This window comes from Streptomyces alfalfae (assembly GCF_004127445.1).
In the GTDB taxonomy this organism is placed as follows: Bacteria; Actinomycetota; Actinomycetes; order Streptomycetales; family Streptomycetaceae; genus Streptomyces; species Streptomyces alfalfae.
The window spans coordinates 219,437-242,322 of sequence record NZ_QEXM01000045.1 but is presented as its reverse complement, the minus strand read 5'-3'; the positions used below and the strand labels follow the sequence as shown (position 1 = coordinate 242,322).

The window sequence follows — 22,886 nt, the reverse complement described above, 5'->3', positions numbered from 1 at the left end:
GGGCGTCGAAAGCGGGACGTGCGGCGCGGACGTGAACTGCTGCGGACATGGGCCGACGCGGACATGAACCGGTGGTGCATGCAGCCGATCGGCGAGCGGTGATGGCGGTGGTGTCGCCTGCCATGCCCCTATGCAACACGACGGCTCTGACATCCGGGTGAGGCTGTGGATAACCCTTGGCGTGCCCCTGTCCAGGGTTATCCACAGGGTTAACCGGAGTCTCAACTTCCGCGGCACAGTCGGCACATGACGAATCACAGCGAAGCAGCCGGCCCGGTCGAGCCCGACGAGCCGACGAGGCCGGATGAGCCCACCGTGCCCGAGGAGACGAATCGAGTGGACGACCCGATCGCACTCGACACCCAGACACACACCAGTGACCCGCTCGAGGAACCCATGGTCACCCTGCGGACCCCGGCCGAGCTGGCGGATGCTCTGCCGTATCTGCTCGGCTTCAAGCCCGAGGAGAGCATCGTGCTCATCGCCTTGCACGGGGAGCGCGGGCGGTTCGGTGGCCGCGCGCGGCTCGGTATCCCCGAGCGTTCGGAGGATTGGCCCTGCGTCGCCGATCAGCTGGCCCGGTGTCTGGTGGGCGGCTGCGAGCGACGCGGCGACCGCCCCGACGGCATCGTCGCCTTCCTCTGCCGCGAGCCCCGCGCCGGAGATTCCGGACAACGGGTCATGGAGCGCCTGCGACCGCTCGCGCAGCTGCTGCGCACGTCCTGCGGCGACCTGGAGGTGCCGGTGTTCGAAGTCGTGTGCATCTCGGACGGCCGCTTCTGGACCTACTGCTGCCCGGACACCCGCTGCTGCCCGCCGGAAGGCATCCCCCTGCTCAGGCCAGGCACCTCCGTGCTGGCCGCCGCATCGACCTACATGGGAGTCCGAGTGGATGCCACGCAAAGCGGAATCAGGGGCCGGCTCACGCCGTGGACGACCGGTGGCGCAGTGGAGCAGGAGCGCGCGCTCGACGCCGCGAGCCTCACGCTGGTTCCCAGGATTCTGAACGAGGAGGGGCACGACACCGCCGAGGAGACGCTCGACCTGGCTCGCCGCATCATGGCGCGGTTGACCGACGCGCCGCCGATGTCCGACACGCCCGCAGCGGACGGCAGGGACGACCGGCTCATCGCACACGACGAGGCCGCCGCACTCATCATCGGCCTCCAAGTGCGGACGACGCGCGATCGCGCCGCGGCCTGGATGGAGGGCGCTGCGGCCCCCGCGGCCCTGCGGCTCTGGAGGGCGTTGGCCCGCCGCTGCGTCGGCCCGTACGCGGAGCACGCGGCGGCGCCCTTGGCCCTGGCAGGTTGGGTGGCCTGGTCCCTAGGTGACCTCGTGGAGGGGCAGGAGGCCCTGGACATGGCCCTGTCTGTCGACCCGGAGTACATGTTCGCCCAGCTTCTGCACCACGCCTGCAACGATGGCATGGACCCGGAGTCCGTCCGACGCTGCTTGCGGAGGAAGGACCAGGGCGACACCCCTGAAACCTCAGCCTCCCAACGGACTTCGAGGCTGGTGGATGAAGCGATGGTGGGCGAATCGGCTGATGCTGGCACCACCAGTGGCACCCCTCGGCGCCGCCGGCGCCGTCGGCCGCCGCGCTCAGCGGGAACGACCGGCAGCGCACCAGTCGGAGGCGCCCCCTGGCTCTCCGAAGACCCTCGCCCCTCAAGCTCTGCCCGCCCCTCCGGCGATGCCCATCCCCTCGGTGGTGCCCACCCCTCCGGCACTGCCCACCCAGCTCGTGGCGCCCGTCCCGCCGGCGACGCCCACCCCTCCACCGGCCCCGGCGCGGCGCCGCAGAGCCGGTGGCGCACGGTCAGGCGCGGTGCCAGGAACAACCGATGAGCGCCCGGTCTCCCTGGTGGGTCACCTGGCCGGCACGCCTGTGGTGCCCACTGGCGGCCATAAGAAGGTGGCTCCGTGTGGTCGGCTTCGTACCACGCGGGCGTGACTCGCGGCGGGTCAGGCCCGTTCACCTGAGTGGCGGTACCAGTGGCCGTTGCACGCCGCGGAATCGCCCCCGACCTACCCGGGCCACGCAGCCAACGCCGAAGAAGTCGCCCTATGCCCCCTTCCGCCCCGTCTCCCGTATCCGACAGAGAGGGGCCCGAGCGGGTCGCGCCGACCACGGCTCGTCCGTCCGGCCCACCGGCCCCGGTGTCGCGGCGCCCAGCCGGCCCCGTCGTTTCCGTCGAACTGCCGCCCGCACACACGTCCCTCGTCTGCGTGGCCCTGCCCGCCTTCGCGATCTCGTCCGAGGAGGGGCAGTTGACCGGCCGAGGACTGCAGGGCTTCTACCGCGCGGGACGGCGGATACTGTCCCGCTGCCAGATGCGCGTGGCCGGCCGCGAACCGGTTCCGGTCCAGGCCCGTATGGTCACGGCGGACAGCGCCCGCTTCATGGCGACGCTGCGCCTGCCGACCAGCGGCGGCCCCGATCCGGAGATCGTCGTCGAGCGTGTCCGGCACGCCGACGGCACGGAACGGATCACCCTGCACAGCTCGGCCCCGCGCCCCCTGCGACTGCCCGTCGAGGTCGCGCTCGGCACGGATATGGCCGAACTCGGCGCGGTCGCGTCCGGCAGAGCCGGGCCGGAGTTGCCGGCCGACGTCCATGCCTCCGGTATGCGGTGGTCGTCCACGTCGGGCGACTGCCTGGTCACGGCCAACCCGGCACCTGCCGACGCGCTGGCCTCCGCGGGGATGCTGCGCTGGGAGGTGGACCTGCCGCCGAACGCTTCGTGGAGCTTGGAGTTGCGGGTGCGTCCCATCGGCGCGGGACCGGTTCGCACGGCAAGGCACGGCACGACGCGTCCCCTCGCGGCGGCGCGGGCCGTCTGCGACGACGCCAGGGTGCGGCCACTGCTCGACCGATCCGTCGAGGACCTGCGGGCACTGCTGCTGCGGGACCGCGAACACCCCGCGGACGTGTACGCGGCTGCCGGTGCCCCGTGGCGCTGCGGACTCGCGCCGGCCGAGGCGTTGACCGCGGCCCGCATGACGCTACCGCTCGGGACCAGGCTGGCCGCGGGCACACTGCGCACCCTGGCACGTGGCCAGCTCACCGGGCCGGGTCCGCGGTCAGGAATGATCCCAGGCCCGTTGCGCGACGCAGGACCGCACCTGCCGCCCGGCTGCACGGGAACCGAGGCGACCCTGCTCTTCCCGGCTCTGCTCGCGGAGGCATGGCGCTGGGGACTGCCGAGCAAAGAGGTGGAGGAGCTGCTTCCCACCGCGCAGGGGTGCCTGCGGTGGCTGCGCACCGCAGTGGGCGACGGGGCGTTCCTCGCGGACGCACAGTCGGACGGAACGGTGCGCTGCACCACCCAGGCTCACGCCCATCGGGCCGCACTTCTCGGCGCGGACCTGCTCGACGCACACGGCCGCGAAGGCGCTGCCGAGCTGCGTCAGTGGGCTCAGCGGCTCCGGTCCACGTTCCGTGCGGAGTTCTGGATGGACGACAGGGCGGGCGGTCGGCCGGCCTTGGCGCGATTGCCCGACGGGCGCCTCCTCCCGCACCTCACCGGCGGAGCGGCGCACCTCCTGGACACTGGCCTGCTCGGGGCGGGAGCGCTCGCACCCGGCCTGCTCGATGACGCACAGACCAAACGACTGGCGCGACTGCTCGGCGGCCCGTCCATGGACTCCGGGTGGGGACTGCGCAGCCTGGGCACGAAGGAGGTCGCGTACAACCCGTTCGGGCACCGAAGCGGGGTGGTCCATGTACAGGAGACGGCAGTCGCCGTCGCGGGGCTCGCGGTGTCGGGCCATGAAAAGCAGGCGAGTTCACTGCTGCGAGGCATGCTGTCGGCGGCCGAGAGCTTCAACCACCGACTCCCCGAGATGTTCGCGGGGGAGCAGCGGACCGAAGGCGCGGCTCCGCTCCCGCACCCGTCCGCCTGCCGCCCCTCGGCCACCGCCGCGGCAGCGGGGGTGCACGTTCTCACGGCGCTCGTCGGCATCAGGCCTGACGCACCGGCGGGCACAGTGACGCTGCGGCCCACCGGCGGCACGCCGCTGGGAGAGCTGAGCCTCGCATCGCTGTGCGTGGCCGGAGCTCCCTTCTCCGTACGGGTGAACCGACTGGGGCTGGCCATGGTCGAGGAAGCGGACGACGCACTGCAGCTGGGGGTCTGACCTGGTGCCGATATCCCAGAGGGCCGGTGAGGAGCGGCCGGGCGGCGGCATCGCGATGCCGGGAAACAGGCCGGGAAGCAGTGAGCGAAGGAGATGTTTATCGTCAGGCAGACGACTATGATCGCGGCATGTCGCCCTACGACCCGTCGGCCTTCCCGCCCTTCGCCGTCACCGTCGACCTGGTCGTGCTGACCGTGCGCCGTCACGCACTCTGCGCGCTGGCCGTGCGACGCGGTGAACAGCCCTTCCAGGGGCGTTGGGCACTCCCCGGCGGATTCGTCCGTCCCGACGAGGACCTGTCGTCCGCGGCGGCACGTGAACTGAGCGAGGAGACGGGCCTCTGCGCCCATGACCCCGCCGGCCCCGCCCAGGCGAACGGAGCGCATCTCGAGCAACTCGCCACGTACGGCGACCCCGAGCGCGACCCACGGATGCGCGTCGTCAGCGTCGCCCACCTCGCCCTCGCCCCCGATCTGCCGGCACCCCGCGCGGGCGGCGACGCGCACAGTGCCCGCTGGGCGCCCGTGGAGAGCCTGCTCGACAAGGGCGGGTACGGACGTGAGGGGGAGCCGTCGGCACCTCTGGCGTTCGACCATGGGCAGATCCTCGCGGACGGGGTCGAGCGTGCGAGATCCAAGATCGAGTACTCCTCGCTGGCCACGGCGTTCTGCCCGCCGGAGTTCACCGTCGGCGAGCTGCGACGGGTGTACGAGGCGGTGTGGGGCGTCGTCCTCGACCCCCGCAACTTCCACCGCAAGGTCACCGGCACCCCGGGCTTCCTGGTGCCGACCGGAGGTACCACGACCAGGCAGGGCGGTCGGCCCGCCCAGCTCTTCCGCGCCGGCGGCGCGACGCTCCTCAACCCGCCGATGCTGCGCCCCGAGGTCTGACGCCGACGTTCACCGTCGGCCGATGGACGGCCCGCCGATTTGCCTTCCGCGTCACTCGGGGGACACCAGCAACAGTCACCCTGCCCGAAAAGCCGTATATGTCGCGTTATCTTGCTGGAGTACCCACGGGGTTCGTCCCCCTGATCCGGTGGACGGGCCCCGGCTGTCGAGCGGTCGCACATCCTGCGAGAGAAGCGATGATCCAGGCCATCGGACTGACCAGCAACGCCCGCCAGGAGCTCCCGCCCGCCGTCGACGACGTGTCCTTCGAGGCGCGCACCGGCCGTGTCACGGCGCTGCTCGGCGCCGAGGCCGCCGGCAAGACCACGGCGCTGCGGCTCATGCTCGAACTACAACAGGGCCGCGGCGTGACGTACTTCAGAGGACGCCCGCTGCACCGTATCGCCCAGCCCTCACGCGAGGTCGGCGTCCTCCTGGGCGAGGTCCCGGGCCATCCCGCGCGTTCGGTCCGCAACCACCTGCGGATGCTCTGTGCCGCTGTCGCGGTGCCCATCACGCGTGCCGACGACGTCCTTGAGGCCGTCGGCCTCGTCAGCCTCCGGGACCAGCATCTCGGCACTCTTTCGAGCGGCATGGACCGGCGCCTCGGCCTGGCCTGCGCACTGCTCGCCGACCCGCACGCCCTCGTGCTCGACGGCCCGGCCGAGGGACTCTCGGCCCGGGAGAGCGCCTGGTTGCACGAGATCCTGCGTGCCCACGCCGATCAGGGCGGCACGGTCCTGTTCACCACCGACGACCCCAAGGAAGCGGCGCGAACCGCCGACCGTGTCGTCACCCTCGACGAGGGGCGGCTCATCGCGGACCAGGAGGCCACGGACTTCGCACGGACCCGGCTCCGCCCCCGCGTCGTCGTCCTCACCCCCCATGCGGCTCGCCTCGGGGCGCTCCTCACCAAGGAGGCCCGAGCGGCAAGAAAACCCGTCGAGGTGGTCAGAGAAGAGGGCAACAGGCTCTCCGTCTACGGCAGCAACTGTGCCGAAGTGGGCGAGACCGCGTATCGGCACGGCATCCTCGTCCACCAACTCGCCGACGAACTGGGCGACGCGGGACCGTCAGCGCCTCCCGGCCCACCGACACAGCCGAAGCTGTCCGCCGAGCCCGCCCTCGCCGTCGCCCTCACCGCCTCCGGAGAGTGCCGCCCGGCAGGCGTGCACGGGCCGGCTCAAGCCAGGGTCGGCCTGCCTGCGCCGCCTGCTCAGACCCGTGACGAGCCGCAGCCTCAGCCGCAGCCACCGACCACCCGCGCCAAGGAGGACGCTCAGGCGCAATCGGCCACGACAGGCCACGCACCCCTGGCACAGCTCGAGGGAAGCCCGCCCGCCCAAGCCGACATCGACACCCCGAGCCGGAACGGAGACACGCCGCAGCAGCCCCTCGACACAACGACTACAGCGCAGGCGGAACCCGAGGCAGCCGCCGCAGCGCAGACCGAACCCGACGCAGCGGCCCCAGCGCTGACCGAAGAAGGCGAGGCAGAGCCTTCTCGCGCCGAGACGGCAGCGATCCGCCTCGTACCACTCAGGGACGCCGACAGGGCTCCGCTGCCGCAGGACGACAGCACCGCCCCGCGCACCGGTGGGCCCCATCCCCCCGCCCCGCCCCCTCCCACCCCCGCCTCCGCCCTGCCACCCCCCATCGCCGTCCGCCCAGGCCGCACCCCCCTGTGGCCCCTGCGCTACGAGCTGCGGCGCCTCGCCGGTGTCGGCACCGGTTACCTCACCCTGGCAGCCGTCCTCGCCGCCTCCGCCGTGATCAGCCTTGTCGTGGCGCGGGTCGGGCACACCCCGCAGCCCCGACTGCTGGCGGCCTGGCCGAACGCGCTTCCGCTGCCGCCCGCGGCCCTGGGCGCCGGGCTCCTGGGCGCGCTCGCCTTCGGTGACGAGTTCCGCTACCCCGCTCTCGCCGCGGACCGGGGGACCGTCCCGCGGCGTCTGAGCCTGCTCGCCGCCAAATTGCTCGTCGCCGCCGCCACGGCGCTGCTGCTCGGCGCGCTCGCGGTGGGTGCGGATGCGGCGCTGCTTCACCTTGTATACGGAGAGGAGCTCGTCGGAGTTCCCGGTGATTGGCTTGTGTTGTGCGCGAGTTGGGTGGCGTTGCTGACCGGGTGTGCGTGGGCAGGGGTTCTCGCTGCCGGAGTCTTCCGTTCCACCACCGCCGGGCTCGCCGCGGTGCTCGCGGTGCCGATCCTCGTGGTGCCGGTCGTACAGAAAGCCGTTGATGGGCCTGCAGTGCGATCGGCGGCGGGTTTTCCGGGACGGCTGCGTGATCTCGCGCTGGTGCAGTGGCCCTTCGGCAGCGAACGGATTCTGGCGGCCGGTGTGCGCATGCTCGCTCAACCTGTGGGTACTGCACTGATGTTGTCGTTGACCACCCTGCTCTGCGCATATCTGCTCACCACGGTGCGCGGCAGGGTCAGATGATGACCATCCGGCGCCCTCCGTCGCGGGGCCTGCGCGCAACTCCCCGTACGACGCTCATTTCTTTCCGATAAGGCGTCAATTGCGGCAGGGTAAGCGATCACCCTTTCGTGTGCTTTTCACCAAAGACCTCAAGGGAGTTGGGGGCCACGCCGACAACTGATCCGTGAGTACCCTTGCGCACACCATGATGTCCACCGCCCGCCCCGCCGACTCCGGTCTCGCAGGCCCGGGCGACCTCGACCGCTACCCCTACGCGGAGTCCCATGGCCGGGACCGCGTGATCCCTCCCGTGTGGGACGGCCCCGACCAGGACCTGGGGCGTGTGGGCCGGCGCGCTGCGGGCAGCCGCGGCCGCGGGCTGCACGGCCAACTCGTCCAGCAGCTCGGCCAGATGATCGTTTCCGGTGATCTCGGCGCCGACCGTCCACTCGTCCCCGAAGAGATCGGTCAGCGCTTCGAGGTCTCCCGCACCGTCGTCCGTGAGTCACTGCGTGTGCTGGAGGCCAAGGGCCTGGTCAGCGCCCGCCCCAATGTCGGCACGCGCGTGCGTCCCGTCAGTGACTGGAATCTCCTGGACCCGGACATCATCGAGTGGCGCGCCTTCGGGCCGCAGCGCGACGACCAGCGTCGCGAGCTCGGTGAGCTCCGCTGGATGATCGAGCCGCTCGCCGCCCGCCTCGCCGCGGGGCACGGCCGCGAGGAGGTGCAGCAGCGCCTCGCCGACATGGTCGAGATCATGGGCCACGCCTTGACACAGGGTGACATGCTCACCTTCTCCCGTGCCGACGCGGAGTTCCACTCGCTGCTCATTCAGGTGGCGGGCAACCGCATGCTCGAGCACCTGTCCGGCATCGTCTCGGCGGCCCTGCAGGTCTCGGGCGGCCCGGGCTCCGGCTGCGACCGCCCCAGCGAGAGCTCTCTGGTGCACCACTCCCGCGTCGTCGACGCCCTCGCCGCGGGCGACGGAGCTGGCGCCGAGGCCGCCATGCGGCAGCTCCTCACCGTCCACCCGGAGGTGGAGCGCGTCGTACCCGCCCCTCGCGAGCACTGACCGCGTCCTCACGCCGCCGTCGTGCGCACGCCTCGCCGTAGCGCTCCGTCACCTCTGGGTGGTGCCGGTTCCGCGTGGCAGGCGTCGCCGGATCGCCGCGGGCTCCCATGAGCTCAGCGGGGTCCGGCGGCGAGATCGCGAGGATTGCTTCGTGGGGCATCGGGGGATCATTCGTGCATGCGTATAAGTAGCTTCTGGCCGCATATGGGCAGTTTTGATCACTTACGGGGTGTGACTCGGGCCACGTGGATTGGGCGTAACGCTCCAAGGAACAGCGCGATGACCTAAGAGGTGATAGCCGAGGAGGGAATACAGCCGTCGTTCGTGACGCTGTGCAGCTCCCCGGCCCCCGCCCGCGCCGTCGGCCCAATCCCCTGCCGCCGGTCGTCGGCTCCGGTCCACAATGGACGGGGCCGGAAGCCGTTTTCCAACGTTCCGAGAGGTTGTTCGTGTCGGCCAGCACATCCCGTACGCTCCCGCCGGAGATCGCCGAATCCGTCTCTGTCATGGCGCTCATCGAGCGGGGAAAGGCTGATGGGCAGATCGCCGGCGATGACGTGCGTCGTGCCTTCGAAGCTGACCAGATTCCGGCCACCCAGTGGAAGAACGTTCTGCGCAGCCTCAACCAGATCCTCGAGGAAGAGGGTGTGACGCTGATGGTCAGTGCCGCGGAGCCCAAGCGCCCCCGCAAGAGCGTCGCAGCGAAGAGCCCGGCCAAGCGCACCGCGACCAGGACGGTCGCGGCCAAGACCGTCACGGCGAAGCCCACCGCCACCGCCGCCACTGAGGCGCCGACCGCGGATGACGCCGACGACGCGCCCGTGAAGAAGGTCGCAGCCAAGAAGACGACGGCCAAGAAGGCCGTCGCGAAGAAGACCACCGCCAAGAAGACGGCGGCCAAGAAGACCACGTCCAAGAAGGACGCCGACGAACTCCTGGACGACGAGGCGACCGACGAGGCACCCGCCGCCGGCAAGCCCGGCGAGGGCGAGCCGGCCGAGGAAGGCGCCCAGGGCTTCGTCCTCTCCGACGAGGACGAGGACGACGCGCCGGCCCAGCAGGTCGCCGCCGCCGGCGCCACCGCCGACCCGGTCAAGGACTACCTGAAGCAGATCGGCAAGGTCCCCCTCCTCAACGCCGAGCAGGAGGTCGAGCTCGCCAAGCGCATCGAGGCCGGCCTGTTCGCCGAGGACAAGCTGGCCAACGCCGACAAGCTCGCCCCGAAGCTCAAGCGCGAGCTGGAGATCATCGCCGAGGACGGCCGCCGCGCCAAGAACCACCTCCTGGAGGCCAACCTCCGCCTGGTGGTCTCCCTGGCCAAGCGCTACACCGGCCGCGGCATGCTCTTCCTGGACCTGATCCAGGAGGGCAACCTCGGTCTGATCCGCGCGGTCGAGAAGTTCGACTACACCAAGGGCTACAAGTTCTCCACGTACGCCACCTGGTGGATCCGTCAGGCGATCACCCGCGCCATGGCCGACCAGGCCCGCACCATCCGTATCCCGGTGCACATGGTCGAGGTCATCAACAAGCTGGCCCGTGTCCAGCGCCAGATGCTCCAGGACCTGGGCCGCGAGCCCACTCCGGAGGAGTTGGCCAAGGAACTCGACATGACCCCGGAGAAGGTCATCGAGGTCCAGAAGTACGGCCGTGAGCCGATCTCCCTCCACACCCCTCTGGGTGAGGACGGCGACAGCGAGTTCGGTGACCTCATCGAGGACTCCGAAGCGGTCGTTCCGGCCGACGCGGTCAGCTTCACGCTCCTCCAGGAGCAGCTGCACTCCGTCCTGGACACCCTGTCCGAGCGTGAGGCGGGCGTGGTCTCGATGCGCTTCGGTCTCACGGACGGCCAGCCGAAGACCCTCGACGAGATCGGCAAGGTCTACGGAGTGACGCGTGAGCGCATCCGTCAGATCGAGTCGAAGACGATGTCGAAGCTCCGTCACCCGTCGCGTTCGCAGGTCCTGCGGGACTACCTGGACTAGACGACGACAGTCACCGCGACCGAAAGGCCCGAACCCTTTTCCGAAGGTTCGGGCCTTTCGCGCGCGGGTGCGCTCTCTGTGACTCTGGATGACTCTGGGTAGGCGTTGGAGCCGAGAGTGAGGAGATCACATGCGTCGTCACATCGCCCGAGCATGGACGGGGGCAGTGGCCCTGGCAGCCGGAGCCGCTGTGCTGCCGTTGGCCGCCCCAGGGTCCGCGGTGGCCGACAGCGTGGTCATCGGGGGCGGCCCGGTCCAGGTGTCCGAACACCCCTGGGTGGTGGCGATCGCCAGCCGTGACCGGTTCGGGGGCACCCGATCGGGGCAGTTCTGCGGTGGAGCCGTGGTCAGCAGGACCACGGTCCTCACGGCGGCCCACTGCGTGGACTCGGGCGTGCTCGGCGTGCCGCTCAGCGAGGTACGGGACCTGAAGGTCATCGCGGGACGCAACGATCTGCGGACGTCCGAGGGCGACGAGATCACCGTGAGCAACGTCAGGACCAACCCGGAGTACAACAGCTCGACCAACTCCGGCGACGCGGCCCTGCTGACCCTGGCGAAACCGCTGCCGGAGTCGTACGTGATCCCCGTGGCGGGCCGGGGCGACGCCGCCTACCGGGCGGGGACGATCGCCGCCGTCTACGGCTGGGGGGACACGACGGGAGGCGGCCAGTACGCGAACTCGCTCCATGCGGCGCACGTGCATGTCCTCGCCGACACGGTGTGCGAGGAGGCGTACCCGGGCAGTGCCGACGGCAAGTACCTGGCCGCGACCATGGTGTGCGCCGGTGAACGGCAGGGCGGGAAGGACGCCTGCCAGGGCGACAGCGGCGGGCCGCTCGTCGCCCAGGGCCGGCTCATCGGCCTGGTGTCCTGGGGGAGTGGATGCGGCCGCCCGGGGCGCCCGGGCGTCTACACGCGGGCCTCGGACGTCGCCAAGATCCTGCGGATCCGTGGCTGACACGAGAAACCGCCCGGGGAGAGGGGGCTGGGCGGCACAGGAGGGCCGAGAAGGGCCTCAGAGGCCCCTGTGACAAGAGCGGGCGGCGGTCCCTGCATGTGGCAGGGGCCGCCGCCCGTTCACCGGCCTGGTGTGCCGGAGCTGGCTCGTCGTGGTTGCGAGGTGTCAGCGTTCCTCTTCGGATGTGGTCTCCGGAACGGCGGTCAGGCGCTCCGTCTCATCCTGTATCTCAGCGGCGATCTTCTTGAGTTCCGGCTCGAACTTGCGACCGTGGTGGGCGCAGAAGAGCAGTTCACCGCCGCTCAACAGGACAACGCGCAGGTATGCCTGGGCGCCGCAGCGGTCGCAGCGATCAGCGGCCGTCAGGGGGCTCGCGGGGGTCAGAACAGTAGTCACGTCGCCTCTTCTCTAGCTCGACGAGCTGTCGTACCAGGGTCAACATCCAACCAGGCCGAAAACGTTCCCGCTCGTGGCTTTTCCTCGAAAATTTCTTCCGAGAGGTTGTCCGTTGCCGGTTGGCGGCGAATGTGCCGTATTGCGTCTCTTACGAGTCTTACGGTTTCGCGCTGTCTGTCAGGTCGGGTCCTCCCGGCTGGCTTGCCGGTTGTTCATTGAGGACGTGCCCGGAGCCTAAATGGTTCATGCCTGGAAGGGAACGTGACGTGCGCTTCACTCCATCGAGCGATCGAACACGTATGCGAGGCTGGACTAGTCTGAGTCGAGCCGAGGGTGGCGTGACAACGGCTCTACCAGGCCTCGGTACCCTCTGACGGGCAACCGAAGCCGAGTCCTTACCCCAAAGGACCCCCTTTGAAATTCAGCGAGGAGCGAACCGCGTGACCGCCGAAACGTCCGTGCCGTCCACAGCGTTGCTGACCGGAGCAGACCGGGACGGTTCCAACTACACCGCGCGGCATCTCCTCGTCCTGGAGGGGCTCGAGGCCGTCCGCAAGCGCCCTGGCATGTACATCGGGTCCACGGACAGCCGTGGCCTGATGCACTGCCTGTGGGAGATCATCGACAACTCCGTCGACGAGGCCCTCGGCGGTTACTGCGACCACATCGAGGTCATCCTCCACGACGACGCCTCCGTGGAGGTGCGCGACAACGGCCGCGGCATCCCGGTGGATGTCGAGCCCAAAACCGGCCTCTCCGGCGTCGAGGTCGTCATGACCAAGCTGCACGCGGGCGGCAAGTTCGGCGGTGGCTCGTACGCGGCCTCCGGCGGCCTGCACGGCGTGGGCGCCTCCGTGGTGAACGCGCTCTCCGCGCGCCTCGACGTCGAGGTGGACCGCGCCGGGCACACGCACGCGATCAGCTTCCGGCGGGGCGTCCCCGGCGCCTTCGCGAAGTCGGGCCCCGAGGCCCCCTTCGACCCGTCGGCGAAGCTCACCAAGGTCAAGAAGATCCCCAAGGCGCGCACCGGCACGCGCGTGCGCTACTGGGCGGACCGGCAGATCTTCCTGAAGGACGCCAAGCTGTCGCTGGAGAACCTCCACCAGCGGGCCCGGCAGACCGCCTTCCTGGTGCCGGGGCTGACGATCGTCGTGCGCGACGAGTTCGGCCTGGGCGAGGGCGGCTCGAAGGGCGAGGAGTCCTTCCGCTTCGACGGCGGCATCAGCGAGTTCTGTGAGTACCTGGCCAAGGACAAGGCGGTCTGCGACGTCCTGCGGTTCTCCGGCCAGGGCGCCTTCAAGGAGACGGTGCCGGTCCTGGACGACCACGGCCAGATGACCCCCACCGAGGTCACCCGTGAACTGGGCGTGGACGTGGCGTTGCGCTGGGGCACCGGCTACGACTCGACGATCCGGTCGTTCGTGAACATCATCGCCACCCCCAAGGGCGGCACCCATGTGAGTGGCTTCGAGCGTTCACTGACCAAGACGCTGAACGAGGCGATGCGCAGCCAGAAGGTGCTGCGGGTGGCCGAGGACGACATCGTCAAGGACGATGCCCTGGAGGGCCTGACCGCCGTGGTCACGGTCCGCCTGGCCGAGCCGCAGTTCGAGGGGCAGACCAAGGAGGTCCTCGGCACCTCGGCCGCCAACCGCATCGTGGCGAACGTCATCGCCAAGGAGCTCAAGGCGTTCCTGACGTCCACCAAGCGGGACGCGAAGGCGCAGGCCAGGGCCGTGATGGACAAAGCCGTGGCCGCGGCGCGCACCCGTATCGCCGCCCGCCAGCACAAGGACGCCCAGCGCCGCAAGACGGCTCTGGAGTCCTCCTCGCTGCCGGCGAAGCTCGCGGACTGCCGCAGCGACGACGTGGAGCGCAGCGAGCTCTTCATCGTGGAGGGCGACTCCGCGCTCGGCACGGCCAAGCTGGCGCGGAACTCCGAGTTCCAGGCACTGCTGCCGATCCGCGGCAAGATCCTGAACGTGCAGAAGGCGTCCGTCACGGACATGCTCAAGAACGCCGAGTGCGGCGCGATCATCCAGGTCATAGGAGCAGGGTCGGGGCGTACCTTCGACATCGACGCGGCCCGCTACGGGAAGATCATCCTGCTGGTCGACGCCGACGTCGACGGCGCGCACATCCGGATCCTGCTGCTGACGCTCTTCCAGCGCTACATGCGGCCCATGGTAGAGGCGGGCCGTGTGTTCGCCGCGGTGCCGCCGCTGCACCGGATCGAGCTGAGCCAGCCCAAGAAGGGCCAGGACAAGTACGTGTACACGTACTCCGACCGGGAGCTGCGCGAGACGCTGCTGGAACTGCAGCGCAAGAACGTGCGCTACAAGGACTCCATCCAGCGCTACAAGGGCCTGGGCGAGATGGACGCCGACCAGCTCGCCGAGACCACGATGGACCCGCGCTTCCGCACCCTGCGCCGGATCAACATCTCCGACCTGGACTCCGCCGAGCAGGTCTTCGACCTGCTGATGGGCAACGACGTCGCGCCCCGCAAGGAGTTCATCACCAGCTCGGCGGCGACGCTGGACCGCTCGCGCATCGACGCCTAGCGGCATCTTTCCCGGCCGGAGCCGGGTGCCCCACCCACGGGTGGAGCACCCGGCTCCGGCCGCGTCCGGACACCAATCGGCGAACCTCCAGGTGATACGCACACAAGGTGACGTATCACCTGATGGGGTGAAGAGGTCGGAGAGAAGAGTCAGGGATCTTCCCGTTCTGTCCATTCTTGGGCACGCGGTCGAACCGGGCCGCGGGCAAGGAGAGTTCGGTGGAGAAGCACGACGTGCCCGACGCCGGGACGGGCCGGGGCAGTGGGGGCAGTGGCCGCGTCAGCGGCCCGAGAGACCCCTGGCATGACGCGCTCGCCTCCGGCTGGGCGGAACTGGAGGGCGCCGGCGCGGCGGCCGCCGGCGTCATGCCGCCGGGTTTCGCCCGGAAGCCGGGCACGGGCCCCGCGGACATCTACCTCGAAGTGCAGCGCAGTGCCGCCTTCCAGGAGGTGCGCAGGCGGTACCGCAGGTTCGTCATCCCAGGGGCCGCCGCCTTCTTCACCTGGTACGTGGCGTACGTCGTGACCGCGACGGCGGCTCCCGGGCTGATGGCACACCCCGTCGCCGGAGCCGTGAACGTGGCGATGCTGGCGGGACTCGGGCAGTTCCTCACCACGTTCCTGCTGACGTGGGCGTACGCCAGGCACGCGCGGCTGCGCAGGGACCGGGCCGCGCTCGACCTCCGGTGGACGGTGCTGGAGCAGAAGCGGGAGCGGGACAGGGGCCGGAGCAGGGATGGGGCCCCGGAGCGCGCCGCCGGCCGGGACGCGCCGAGCGGGTCGCGTAGCCGGGAACCGGAGGTCGAGCGATGACCGGTGACCACCAGACGCTCGCGCTGCTGCTGTTCGGCGCCTTCGTGGCCGTCACGCTCGCGATCACGACGTGGGTGAGCCGGGGCCGACGGGGTTCGGCCGAGGAGTTCTATGCGGGGGGACGCCTGTTCACCCCCATGGAGAACGGTTTCGCCATCGCCGGTGACTACATGTCGGCCGCGTCGTTCCTCGGCATCTCCGGTCTGATCGCCCTGTTCGGGTACGACGGAATGCTGTACTCCGTGGGATTTCTCGTCGCCTGGCTCGTCGTGCTGTTCCTGGTGGCCGAACTGGTCCGCAACTGCGGGCGGTTCACCCTGGCCGACGTCGTCGCCGCGCGGATGAGGGAGCGCCCGGTGCGGATCGCGGCGGGAACTTCCTCGGTGACCGTGTCCGTTCTCTATCTGGTGGCGCAGATGGTGGGAGCCGGTTCACTGGTGGCGCTGCTGCTCGGTGGGACGAGCGGGGCGGCCCAGGCCTGGACGGTGGTCGGCGTCGGCGCGCTCATGGTGATCTATGTGTCGTTCGGGGGGATGCGGGCCACCACCTGGATTCAGATCGTCAAGGCAGTACTGCTGATGGGCGGCGCCCTCGCGCTGACCGTGCTGGTGCTGATGCGCTTTCACGGGGACTTCGACCAACTGCTGCGGTCCGCCGCCGACCGCAGTGGGCAGGGGGAGCGGTTCCTCGCGCCCGGCCTGAAGTACGGCGGGGACTGGACGGCGCGGCTGGACTTCATCAGCCTCGGACTCGCGCTGGTGTTGGGCACGGCCGGGCTGCCGCACATCCTGTCCCGCTTCTTCACCGTGCCGACCGCGCGGGCCGCCCGCCGCTCGGTCGTCTGGTCCATCGGCCTCATCGGCAGCTTCTATCTGATGACGATCGTGCTCGGCCTCGGCGCGGCCGCGATCGTGGGCTCCGACACGGTCCGCGGGTCGAACGCCGCGGGCAACACGGCGGTTCCGCTGCTGGCGCTGGATCTGGGCGGCGGCGCGGATTCCACCGGGGGCACGGTGCTGTTCGCGATCGTCGCCGCCGTCGCCTTCGCCGCGATCCTCGCCGTGGTCGCCGGGGTCACCCTGGCCTCGTCGGCGTCGGTGGCCCATGACCTGTACGCGTCCTTGCGGCGGCGCGACCGCACGCCGCGCGGTGAGGTGGCGGTGGCGCGTACCGCCGCGGCCGGGATCGGCGTGGTCGCGATCGGGCTGGGGCTGCTGGCCCGCGATCTCAACGTCGCCTTCCTCGTCGGGCTGGCCTTCGCGGTGGCGGCCTCCGCCAACCTGCCCGCGCTGCTGTACGCGCTGTTCTGGCGTAACTTCACCACGCGGGGCGCGGTGTGGTCGGTGTACGGAGGGCTGCTGCCCGCGCTCGTGCTCGTCGTGCTCTCACCCGTGGTCTCCGGGGAGCCGGGATCGCTCTTCCCGGGCGTGGACTTCCAGTACTTCCCCTTGGAGAACCCCGGCCTGGTCTCCATCCCGCTGGGATTCCTCGCGGGCTGGTTCGGCACGGTGACCTCGCGCGAACCGGCGGACGAAGCCAAGCACGCGGAGACGGAGGTGCGCTCGCTGACGGGGGCCGGAGCGGCGTAACGATTCCCCCGTGAGCCGGGTGCTAGCCGCTCGCCGCCCACTCGTAGCGGTGCTCGGGGCGGCCCGTGTCACCGTACTTGAGACTCAGCCTGACCCGGCCCGTGCGCTCCAGGAGCTTCAGGTAGCGCTGTGCCGTCTGCCGGCTCAGCCGGGTGAGGTCCGCCAGCTCCGCGGCCGAGAGCGGGCCCTCAGCAGCCATCAGGGCCCGGCGCACGAGCTCCGCCGTGGTGGGGGAGTGGCCCTTGGGCAGCTCCGGCGCAGGCGTCGCCGACAGGGCGCCGAAGATCCTGTCGACCTCGGACTGCTCGGCCTCGCCCCCGCCGTCCAGCGTGCGGCGCAGCGTCGCGTACGCGTCGAGCTTGGCGCGCAGACCCGCGTAGGAGAACGGCTTGACCAGGTACTGGAGTGCGCCGTGCCGCATCGCCGCCTGGACCGTGGCCACGTCGCGCGCCGCCGTCACCATGATCACGTCGGTCTGGTGCCCGCGCTCACGCAGCCGTCGTACGACGGCCAGGCCCGTCTCGTCGGGCAGGTAGTGGTCGAGGAGCACCAGGTCCACGGGGACGTCCTCGATCAGGCGCAGCGCCTCGGCGGCGCTGTGGGCCTTCGCCGCGACGTGGAAACCGGGGATCTTCGCGACGTAGGCGGCGTTGACGTCCGCGACCCGGACGTCGTCGTCCACGACCAGGACCTCGATCATCGCGCCTCCTCGACGGCGGCGAACGCGGGCTCCGTGAGCGCTTCGGGCAGGACCACGGTGAACTCCGCACCGCCCTCGGGCCCCTCGCCGACCCGCGCGCTGCCGCCCTGCCGCTCCGCGAGCCTGCGCACCAGGGCGAGACCGATGCCGCGCTTGCCGTGCGCGGGCGGCTCCTTGGTGGTCCAGCCCTCGGTGAAGATCGTCTCGCGCCGCTCGGCGGGCACCCCGGGGCCGGTGTCACGCACTCTGAGGACGACGGCACGGTTCTCGGCGCGCAGAGCGACCTCCACGCGTGCGTGGCCGGCGCCCGCGGCGGCGTCGAGCGCGTTGTCGACGAGGTTGCCGACGATCGTGACGAGGCCGCCCGGGTCGACGAGCCGGTCCGGCAGCGCCGTGTCCGACGGTACGGACAGCGTGACGCCCCGCTCCGCCGCCACCGTGGCCTTGCCGACCAGGAGCGCCGCGAGCAGCGGATCGCGGATCTTCTCCGTAATCTGCTCGGCGGTCACCCGATGGGCGCCGGCCACCTCGCCCACGAACTCCGCGGCCTCCTCGTACATCTCCAGTTCGAGCAGCCCCAGCAGCGTGTGCATGCGGTTGGCGTGCTCGTGGTCCTGGGCGCGCAGGGCGTCGATGAGGCCTCGGGTGGAGTCGAGCTCACGGCCGAGCTGCTCCAGTTCCGTGCGGTCGCGCAGGGTGGCGACGGCGCCTCCGTCGTCGGTGGGCATCCGGTTGGCGACCAGGACGCGCTGGCCGCGGACGGTCAGCAGGTCGGTGCCGCTCACCCGGCCGGACAGCACGTCGGTGGTGCGCCCGGCGCCCAAGGCCTCGTCCAGCGGCCGCCCGATCGCCTCCGCCCCGAGGCCGAGGAGCCGCTGCGCCTCGTCGTTGAGCAGCCGGATACGGCCGCCGCGGTCCAGGGCCACGACCCCTTCGCGGATGCCGTGCAGCATGGCCTCGCGTTCCGCCAGCAGGGCGGAGATATCGGAGAAGGCCAGGTCGCGGGTCTGTCGCTGGACCCGTCGCGATATCAGGTACGCGGCGATGGCTCCGACGGCGAGGGCGCCGCCCGCGTAGGCGAGCAGTTCCGGGATGGAGTGGACCAGGATGGCCCGCACGCTGTCGTACTCGATGCCCACGGACACCGCGCCCACGATGTTCCCGGCGTCATCCCGCAGAGGTACCTTGCCGCGCGCCGAGCGGCCCAGGGTGCCGTCGTCGATCTCCATGACATCGCGGCCCGCCAGCGCGTCGCTGGGGTCCGTCGAGACGACCTTGCCGATCTGGCCGTGGTCGGTGTGCGACCAGCGCACGCCTTCCTTGTTCATGATGACGACGTACTCGGCGCCGCTGGCCGTGCGGATCCGGTCGGCCGCCGTCTGGACGGGACCGTCGGCAGAGGGGCGCGAGGACCGGAGGTCCTCGGCGATCCCCGGGTGCGCCGCTGTCGTCTGCGCGATGGCGAGCGCGCGGCGCATCGCCTGGTCGTCCAGCTGGTCGCCGAGCGGCGCGAGGAACAGCCCGGTGGCCAGCACCGCGACACCGGCGGCGATGGCCAGCTGCATCAGCAGCACCTGCGAGAACACGCGTCTCGGCAGACCGAGGCGGAGGCGTCGCGCGCGCGGGGTCGGGCTCATGTGTACGAACGGTACGGCCGTGAGCGGGCTCCTCCGAAGGGAGTGTGGCGGGGATCTCGTGTACGGGGCCGCGGCATCCGGCGGGGCGGTGGCCCGTGGTCCGTGGCCGCCGGTTCGGGAGGCGCTAGGGGCCCGCTGCCCCCGGGGGCCCGCCCGGCGCCTCGGAAACCCTGTCCGCGAGCGCTGTGACTGCCACCACGTCCATCCGCGCCGGTGTCTTGAGGGCTGCGCCGCAGCTTTCCGGGCGGGGCGGCTGTGAGGCGCCGCTCGCCACCGTGACCTGCCAGCGGCGGCCGTCGGTGTGCGCGACGGTCACCTCCCAGTGCCCGTCCGCCTCCTGGGTGCCGACGATGTCCAGGGCTCCGGCGGCGTCCTCACCCGTCGCCGCGCGCACCGCGAGCTCGGCCGCCTGTCCGGGCCGGTCCCAGGCGGAGCTGCCCCGGCAGCCCTGGAGGACCACGCGACCCGCGCGCGCCGCCGCGAGGATCTCCTTGACGGTGTGCGCCTCGGTCCTTCCGTAGGCGTAGCCGTAAGGGAGCACGAGCACCGTGGGCGCGAAGCGGTGGCCGCCCAGGTGAGTGGTCTCCCAGACACCCTCTTCACCCGCGGCGGCCAGCTGCCCGGCGAGCGGCCTGCCGAGCAGGGCGCAGCAGCGGTCCCGCTTGCCGTTGGTGCAGACGAGGGCCAGCGGGGAGCCCGTGTGCGGGGTGCCGAAGCCGCCGTGGTCGCCCGCGCCGAGGGCGGCGAAGTCGAGGTCGAGCAGCCGCCGCGGGTCGTTCGTCACGCAGGAGCGCAACCAGGTGCGGCCGGGGGCGGTGTGGGCCACGTACACCTGGTGCCGGGCCGCTGTCCGGGTGTCGGCGTGGTGGCCGGGGCGGCGGATGAGCGCGACGCGGACACCGGTGCCCTGCGCGGCCGTCTCCAGGGCCCGCCCGAGCCCGGGGTCGAGGTGGCTGCTCGTCAGCGCCTTGGCGCCCCAAGGGCCGGTCTGCTCGACCAGGAGCCATGTCCTGGCGGTGGCGGCGGTGCCCGCGAGAGGCTCGTCCAGTTCTCGGGAGGTGGTCGCGCAGGTACTCACGCGGGCGAGCCTAACGCGCGGGTCCCTTCAGACCTTTCGCGCCCCGTCCGAGGCGGGCATGGCCTGGGGCGGGCGCAGCCCCACGTACTGGCCGCTCGGGCGCATGCGCAGGGGGCGTTCGTCGTACTCCTCCATGGCGTGCGCGATCCAGCCCGCCGTACGGGCCACCGCGAAGATCGTCTCGCCCGCCTCGGCCGGCATCCCGGAGGAGGCGGTGAGGACGGCGAGGGCGAGGTCGATGTTGGCCCGCAGATCGGTGTGCCGGGCGGTGGTGGCCACGACGTCGTGTGCCGCGGCGAGCGCGGGCGCCGCCTCGGGCCTGTTCTCCAGGAGGGCGAACAACGCCTGCGCGCGCGGGTCCTCGCCGGTGTAGAGGCGGTGGCCGAGGCCGGGTACGCGGCGGCCCGCGCGGAGTTCGGCCGCCACGACGGGCGCCGCGCTGCCCCGGTCGAGCACGTCGAGGAGCATGCGGTGGACCATGCCGCTGGCCGCGCCGTGCAGGGGCCCCTCAAGGACGCCGAGCCCCGCCGACACGGCCGCGTACGGGTGGGCGCGTGCCGAGGCGGCGACGCGGACGGCGAGGGTCGACGCCGCGAGGTCGTGGTCGACGAGCAGGGCGAGGGCGGTGTCGAGGATGTGCAGCGAGACCTCGTCGGGCTTGATGCCGGTCAACCGTGCCCACAGGCGCCGGGCCAGCGGGCCGTCGTCGTGGTGGCTCGACGGGACCGGTGGGAGCGCGGCGACGAGGGTCGGGATCAATGTGCGTCCCGTGCCGATGACCGCCTCTTCGGCGAGGTCGAAGCGGAGCGGGTCGGCGGCTGCGGCGGAGATGGCCGCCACGCGCAGCCGGTCGGTCGGTCCGCTGTGCTCGGGCAGCGCGTCGACGGCCCTGCGCGCCGCCAAGACCGTCTCCGCGGGGGCGGTGAACCGGATGTCCGGGCGCAGGACGCCGGTCCACAGCCACTCGGCGACCTCTTCGTAGGAGTGGTCCAGCGCCAGCTGTACGGCGTCGACCCCGCGGTAGTAGTAGCGGTCGTCGTCGATGAGCGTGATGCGGGTGCGTACGGAGAGTTGGTCGCCCGTGGCCGGCGCCGCGGGCGACCGTCGGTTCCTGCGGGCCAGCGCCTCGACCTCTCCGGGGTCGAACGTGCTGCCTCGCGCTCCCGGGCCCCGGCGGCTGCTGAGCTGGCCCCGGCTCACGTACGCGTACACGGTCTCGGGCTTCACGCCGAGCAGCTCGGCGGCCTCTTTCGTACTGAGCCGCCGACCCTCGGGCGCGGTTCCTTGCTCCGTCATGGGCGTCACCGTATCCGTACCCACGATATATGGATTGACATATTGATTAAATCAATATTGACACGTATTGAGTCAAGCATGGACAGTCGAATCAAGTTCAGGGAGAGAGTCGAGGAAGAACATGCCGATCAATGGCTCCGCCGCTGTCCCCGCCGAGCCCGTCGAGGTCCCACGAGGGCTGGCGGGCGTCGTCGTCACCGAGACCGCACTCGGGGACGTGCGGGGATACGAGGGCTTCTACCACTACCGCCAGTACTCGGCCGTCGAACTCGCGCAGAAGCGCAGCTTCGAGGACGTGTGGCACCTGATGTTCCACGGCGAGCTGCCGGACGCCGAGCAGAGCGCGGCCTTCGCCGGGCGCACCGCGTCGCTGCGGCACCTCCCGGCCGAGGTGCGCGAGGCGTTGCCCGCCATCGCCCGCGCCGGCGTGCTCTCCGGACCGCTCTCCGGCTTGCGCACCGCCCTGTCGCTCTTCGGGGCGTCGAAGGGGCTCCGGCCGGTGTACGACATCGACGACGACCGCCGCCGCGCGGACGCCCTGGCCGCCGCGGCGGTCGTGCCGACCCTGCTCACCGCGCTGTACCGGCTCGGCCAGGGCCTTGAGCCCGTCGAACCGCACGAGGACCTGTCGTACGCGGCCAACTACCTCTACATGCTCACCGGTCGCGAGCCGGACGCGGCCCGTGCGCGGGCGATCGAGCAGTACTTGATCTCGACCATTGATCACGGCTTCAACGCGTCAACGTTCACGGCCCGCGTCATCACCTCTACCGGCGCGGACGTGGCGGCCTGCCTGGTGGGCGCGGTCGGCGCGCTGTCCGGGCCCTTGCACGGCGGTGCGCCGAGCCGTGCTCTCGACACCCTCGACGCGATCGGCACCGCCGACCGCATCGACGGCTGGATCCGCGAACGGGTCCTCGCGGGCGACCGCATCATGGGCTTCGGTCACCCCGTCTACCGCACGGAGGACCCGCGTTCGCGCATGCTGCGGGGGATCGCGCGACAGTTCGGCGGTGACCTGGTGGAGTTCGCCGTGGAGGTCGAGCGCCGGGTGGAGGCGATCCTCGCCGAACTGAAGCCCGGGCGGGAGTTGCACACGAACGTGGAGTTCTACGCGGGCGTGGTCATGGAGCTGTGCGGACTGCCCCGGGAGATGTTCACGCCGACGTTCGCTTGCGCGCGGGTGGTGGGATGGGGGGCCAACATCCTCGAGCAGGCGCGTGACCCGAAGATCATCCGCCCGGCGGCGCGGTACGCGGGGGTGGAGCCGCCGGTCGCGGTGCCGCCGGCGTCGGCGACCTAGGACTCATGTCGCCGCGCGCGTTCCGTTCCGTGGCGCCTCG

The 22,886-nt window shown here is 71.1% G+C and carries 16 protein-coding genes; 11 read left to right on the top strand and 5 right to left on the bottom strand.

The genetic code is table 11. The annotated features are described in order from the left end of the window. Positions 1 to 246 precede the first annotated feature (246 nt). From DCW30_RS27940 to DCW30_RS27910, 7 genes are all read left to right on the top strand, one after another. Positions 247 to 1,851: a DUF4192 domain-containing protein gene (locus DCW30_RS27940; protein WP_079249971.1), complete on the top strand. Its 1,605-nt coding sequence runs from the start codon at positions 247 to 249 to the stop codon at positions 1,849 to 1,851. 219 nt (positions 1,852 to 2,070) lie between these two features. Next, positions 2,071 to 4,143 carry a glycogen debranching N-terminal domain-containing protein gene (locus tag DCW30_RS27935; RefSeq protein ID WP_079249970.1) on the top strand — a complete coding sequence of 691 codons (2,073 nt, stop codon included), beginning with the start codon at positions 2,071 to 2,073 and terminating at the stop codon, positions 4,141 to 4,143. A gap of 128 nt (positions 4,144 to 4,271) precedes the next feature. After that, positions 4,272 to 5,033: an NUDIX hydrolase gene (locus DCW30_RS27930; RefSeq protein WP_062773767.1), complete on the top strand. Its 762-nt coding sequence runs from the start codon at positions 4,272 to 4,274 to the stop codon at positions 5,031 to 5,033. Positions 5,034 to 5,230: 197 nt separating this feature from the next. Next, positions 5,231 to 7,474 carry an ABC transporter ATP-binding protein gene (locus DCW30_RS27925; RefSeq protein WP_076684182.1) on the top strand — a complete coding sequence of 748 codons (2,244 nt, stop codon included), beginning with the start codon at positions 5,231 to 5,233 and terminating at the stop codon, positions 7,472 to 7,474. 163 nt (positions 7,475 to 7,637) lie between these two features. Next, positions 7,638 to 8,525: a FadR/GntR family transcriptional regulator gene (locus tag DCW30_RS27920; RefSeq protein WP_198503794.1), complete on the top strand. Its 888-nt coding sequence runs from the start codon at positions 7,638 to 7,640 to the stop codon at positions 8,523 to 8,525. Between the two features lie 443 nt (positions 8,526 to 8,968). Continuing rightward, complete coding sequence (locus DCW30_RS37675; RefSeq protein ID WP_076684180.1) at positions 8,969 to 10,510, top strand: RNA polymerase sigma factor; 1,542 nt, start codon at positions 8,969 to 8,971, stop codon at positions 10,508 to 10,510. A gap of 130 nt (positions 10,511 to 10,640) precedes the next feature. Beyond that, positions 10,641 to 11,471 (top strand): serine protease, encoded by an 831-nt coding sequence (locus DCW30_RS27910; RefSeq protein WP_076684179.1) that lies wholly within the window; start codon positions 10,641 to 10,643, stop codon positions 11,469 to 11,471. A 165-nt stretch (positions 11,472 to 11,636) separates the two neighbouring features. On the opposite strand, the gene DCW30_RS27905 is transcribed toward DCW30_RS27910, so the two are convergent. Next, positions 11,637 to 11,867 (bottom strand): DUF7455 domain-containing protein, encoded by a 231-nt coding sequence (locus DCW30_RS27905; protein WP_062780115.1) that lies wholly within the window; start codon positions 11,865 to 11,867, stop codon positions 11,637 to 11,639. A 440-nt stretch (positions 11,868 to 12,307) separates the two neighbouring features. Here DCW30_RS27905 and DCW30_RS27900 point away from each other — a divergent pair, with 440 nt between their 5' ends. The 3 genes from DCW30_RS27900 to DCW30_RS27890 all read left to right on the top strand — a co-directional run bounded on the left by DCW30_RS27900 (position 12,308) and on the right by DCW30_RS27890 (position 16,832). Then, positions 12,308 to 14,431: a DNA gyrase/topoisomerase IV subunit B gene (locus DCW30_RS27900; protein WP_076684178.1), complete on the top strand. Its 2,124-nt coding sequence runs from the start codon at positions 12,308 to 12,310 to the stop codon at positions 14,429 to 14,431. Between the two features lie 176 nt (positions 14,432 to 14,607). Further along, complete coding sequence (locus DCW30_RS27895; protein ID WP_079249969.1) at positions 14,608 to 15,243, top strand: DUF485 domain-containing protein; 636 nt, start codon at positions 14,608 to 14,610, stop codon at positions 15,241 to 15,243. Then, entirely contained in the window at positions 15,240 to 16,832 is a 1,593-nt protein-coding gene (locus tag DCW30_RS27890; protein WP_076684177.1) for a solute symporter family protein, read from the top strand. The genes DCW30_RS27895 and DCW30_RS27890 overlap by 4 nt, the downstream gene beginning before the upstream one ends. A 22-nt stretch (positions 16,833 to 16,854) precedes the next feature. Here the strand turns inward: DCW30_RS27890 and DCW30_RS27885 are convergent, their stop codons facing one another. From DCW30_RS27885 to DCW30_RS27870, 4 genes are all read right to left on the bottom strand, one after another. Continuing rightward, complete coding sequence (locus tag DCW30_RS27885) at positions 16,855 to 17,532, bottom strand: response regulator (RefSeq protein ID WP_076684176.1); 678 nt, start codon at positions 17,530 to 17,532, stop codon at positions 16,855 to 16,857. Continuing rightward, complete coding sequence (locus DCW30_RS27880) at positions 17,529 to 19,169, bottom strand: ATP-binding protein (RefSeq protein WP_076684175.1); 1,641 nt, start codon at positions 19,167 to 19,169, stop codon at positions 17,529 to 17,531. The genes DCW30_RS27885 and DCW30_RS27880 overlap by 4 nt, the downstream gene beginning before the upstream one ends. Before the next feature lie 124 nt (positions 19,170 to 19,293). Then, the gene (locus DCW30_RS27875) at positions 19,294 to 20,247 is read right to left on the bottom strand and encodes a sucrase ferredoxin (RefSeq protein WP_076684174.1); all 954 of its coding nucleotides are present in this window, start codon (positions 20,245 to 20,247) and stop codon (positions 19,294 to 19,296) included. A 27-nt stretch (positions 20,248 to 20,274) separates the two neighbouring features. Continuing rightward, a complete protein-coding gene (locus DCW30_RS27870; RefSeq protein WP_076684173.1) occupies positions 20,275 to 21,543 on the bottom strand; it encodes a citrate synthase family protein in 1,269 nt (422 codons plus the stop codon). Between the two features lie 121 nt (positions 21,544 to 21,664). Here DCW30_RS27870 and DCW30_RS27865 point away from each other — a divergent pair, with 121 nt between their 5' ends. Further along, positions 21,665 to 22,846: a citrate synthase/methylcitrate synthase gene (locus tag DCW30_RS27865; protein WP_076684172.1), complete on the top strand. Its 1,182-nt coding sequence runs from the start codon at positions 21,665 to 21,667 to the stop codon at positions 22,844 to 22,846. Positions 22,847 to 22,886: the final 40 nt, after the last annotated feature.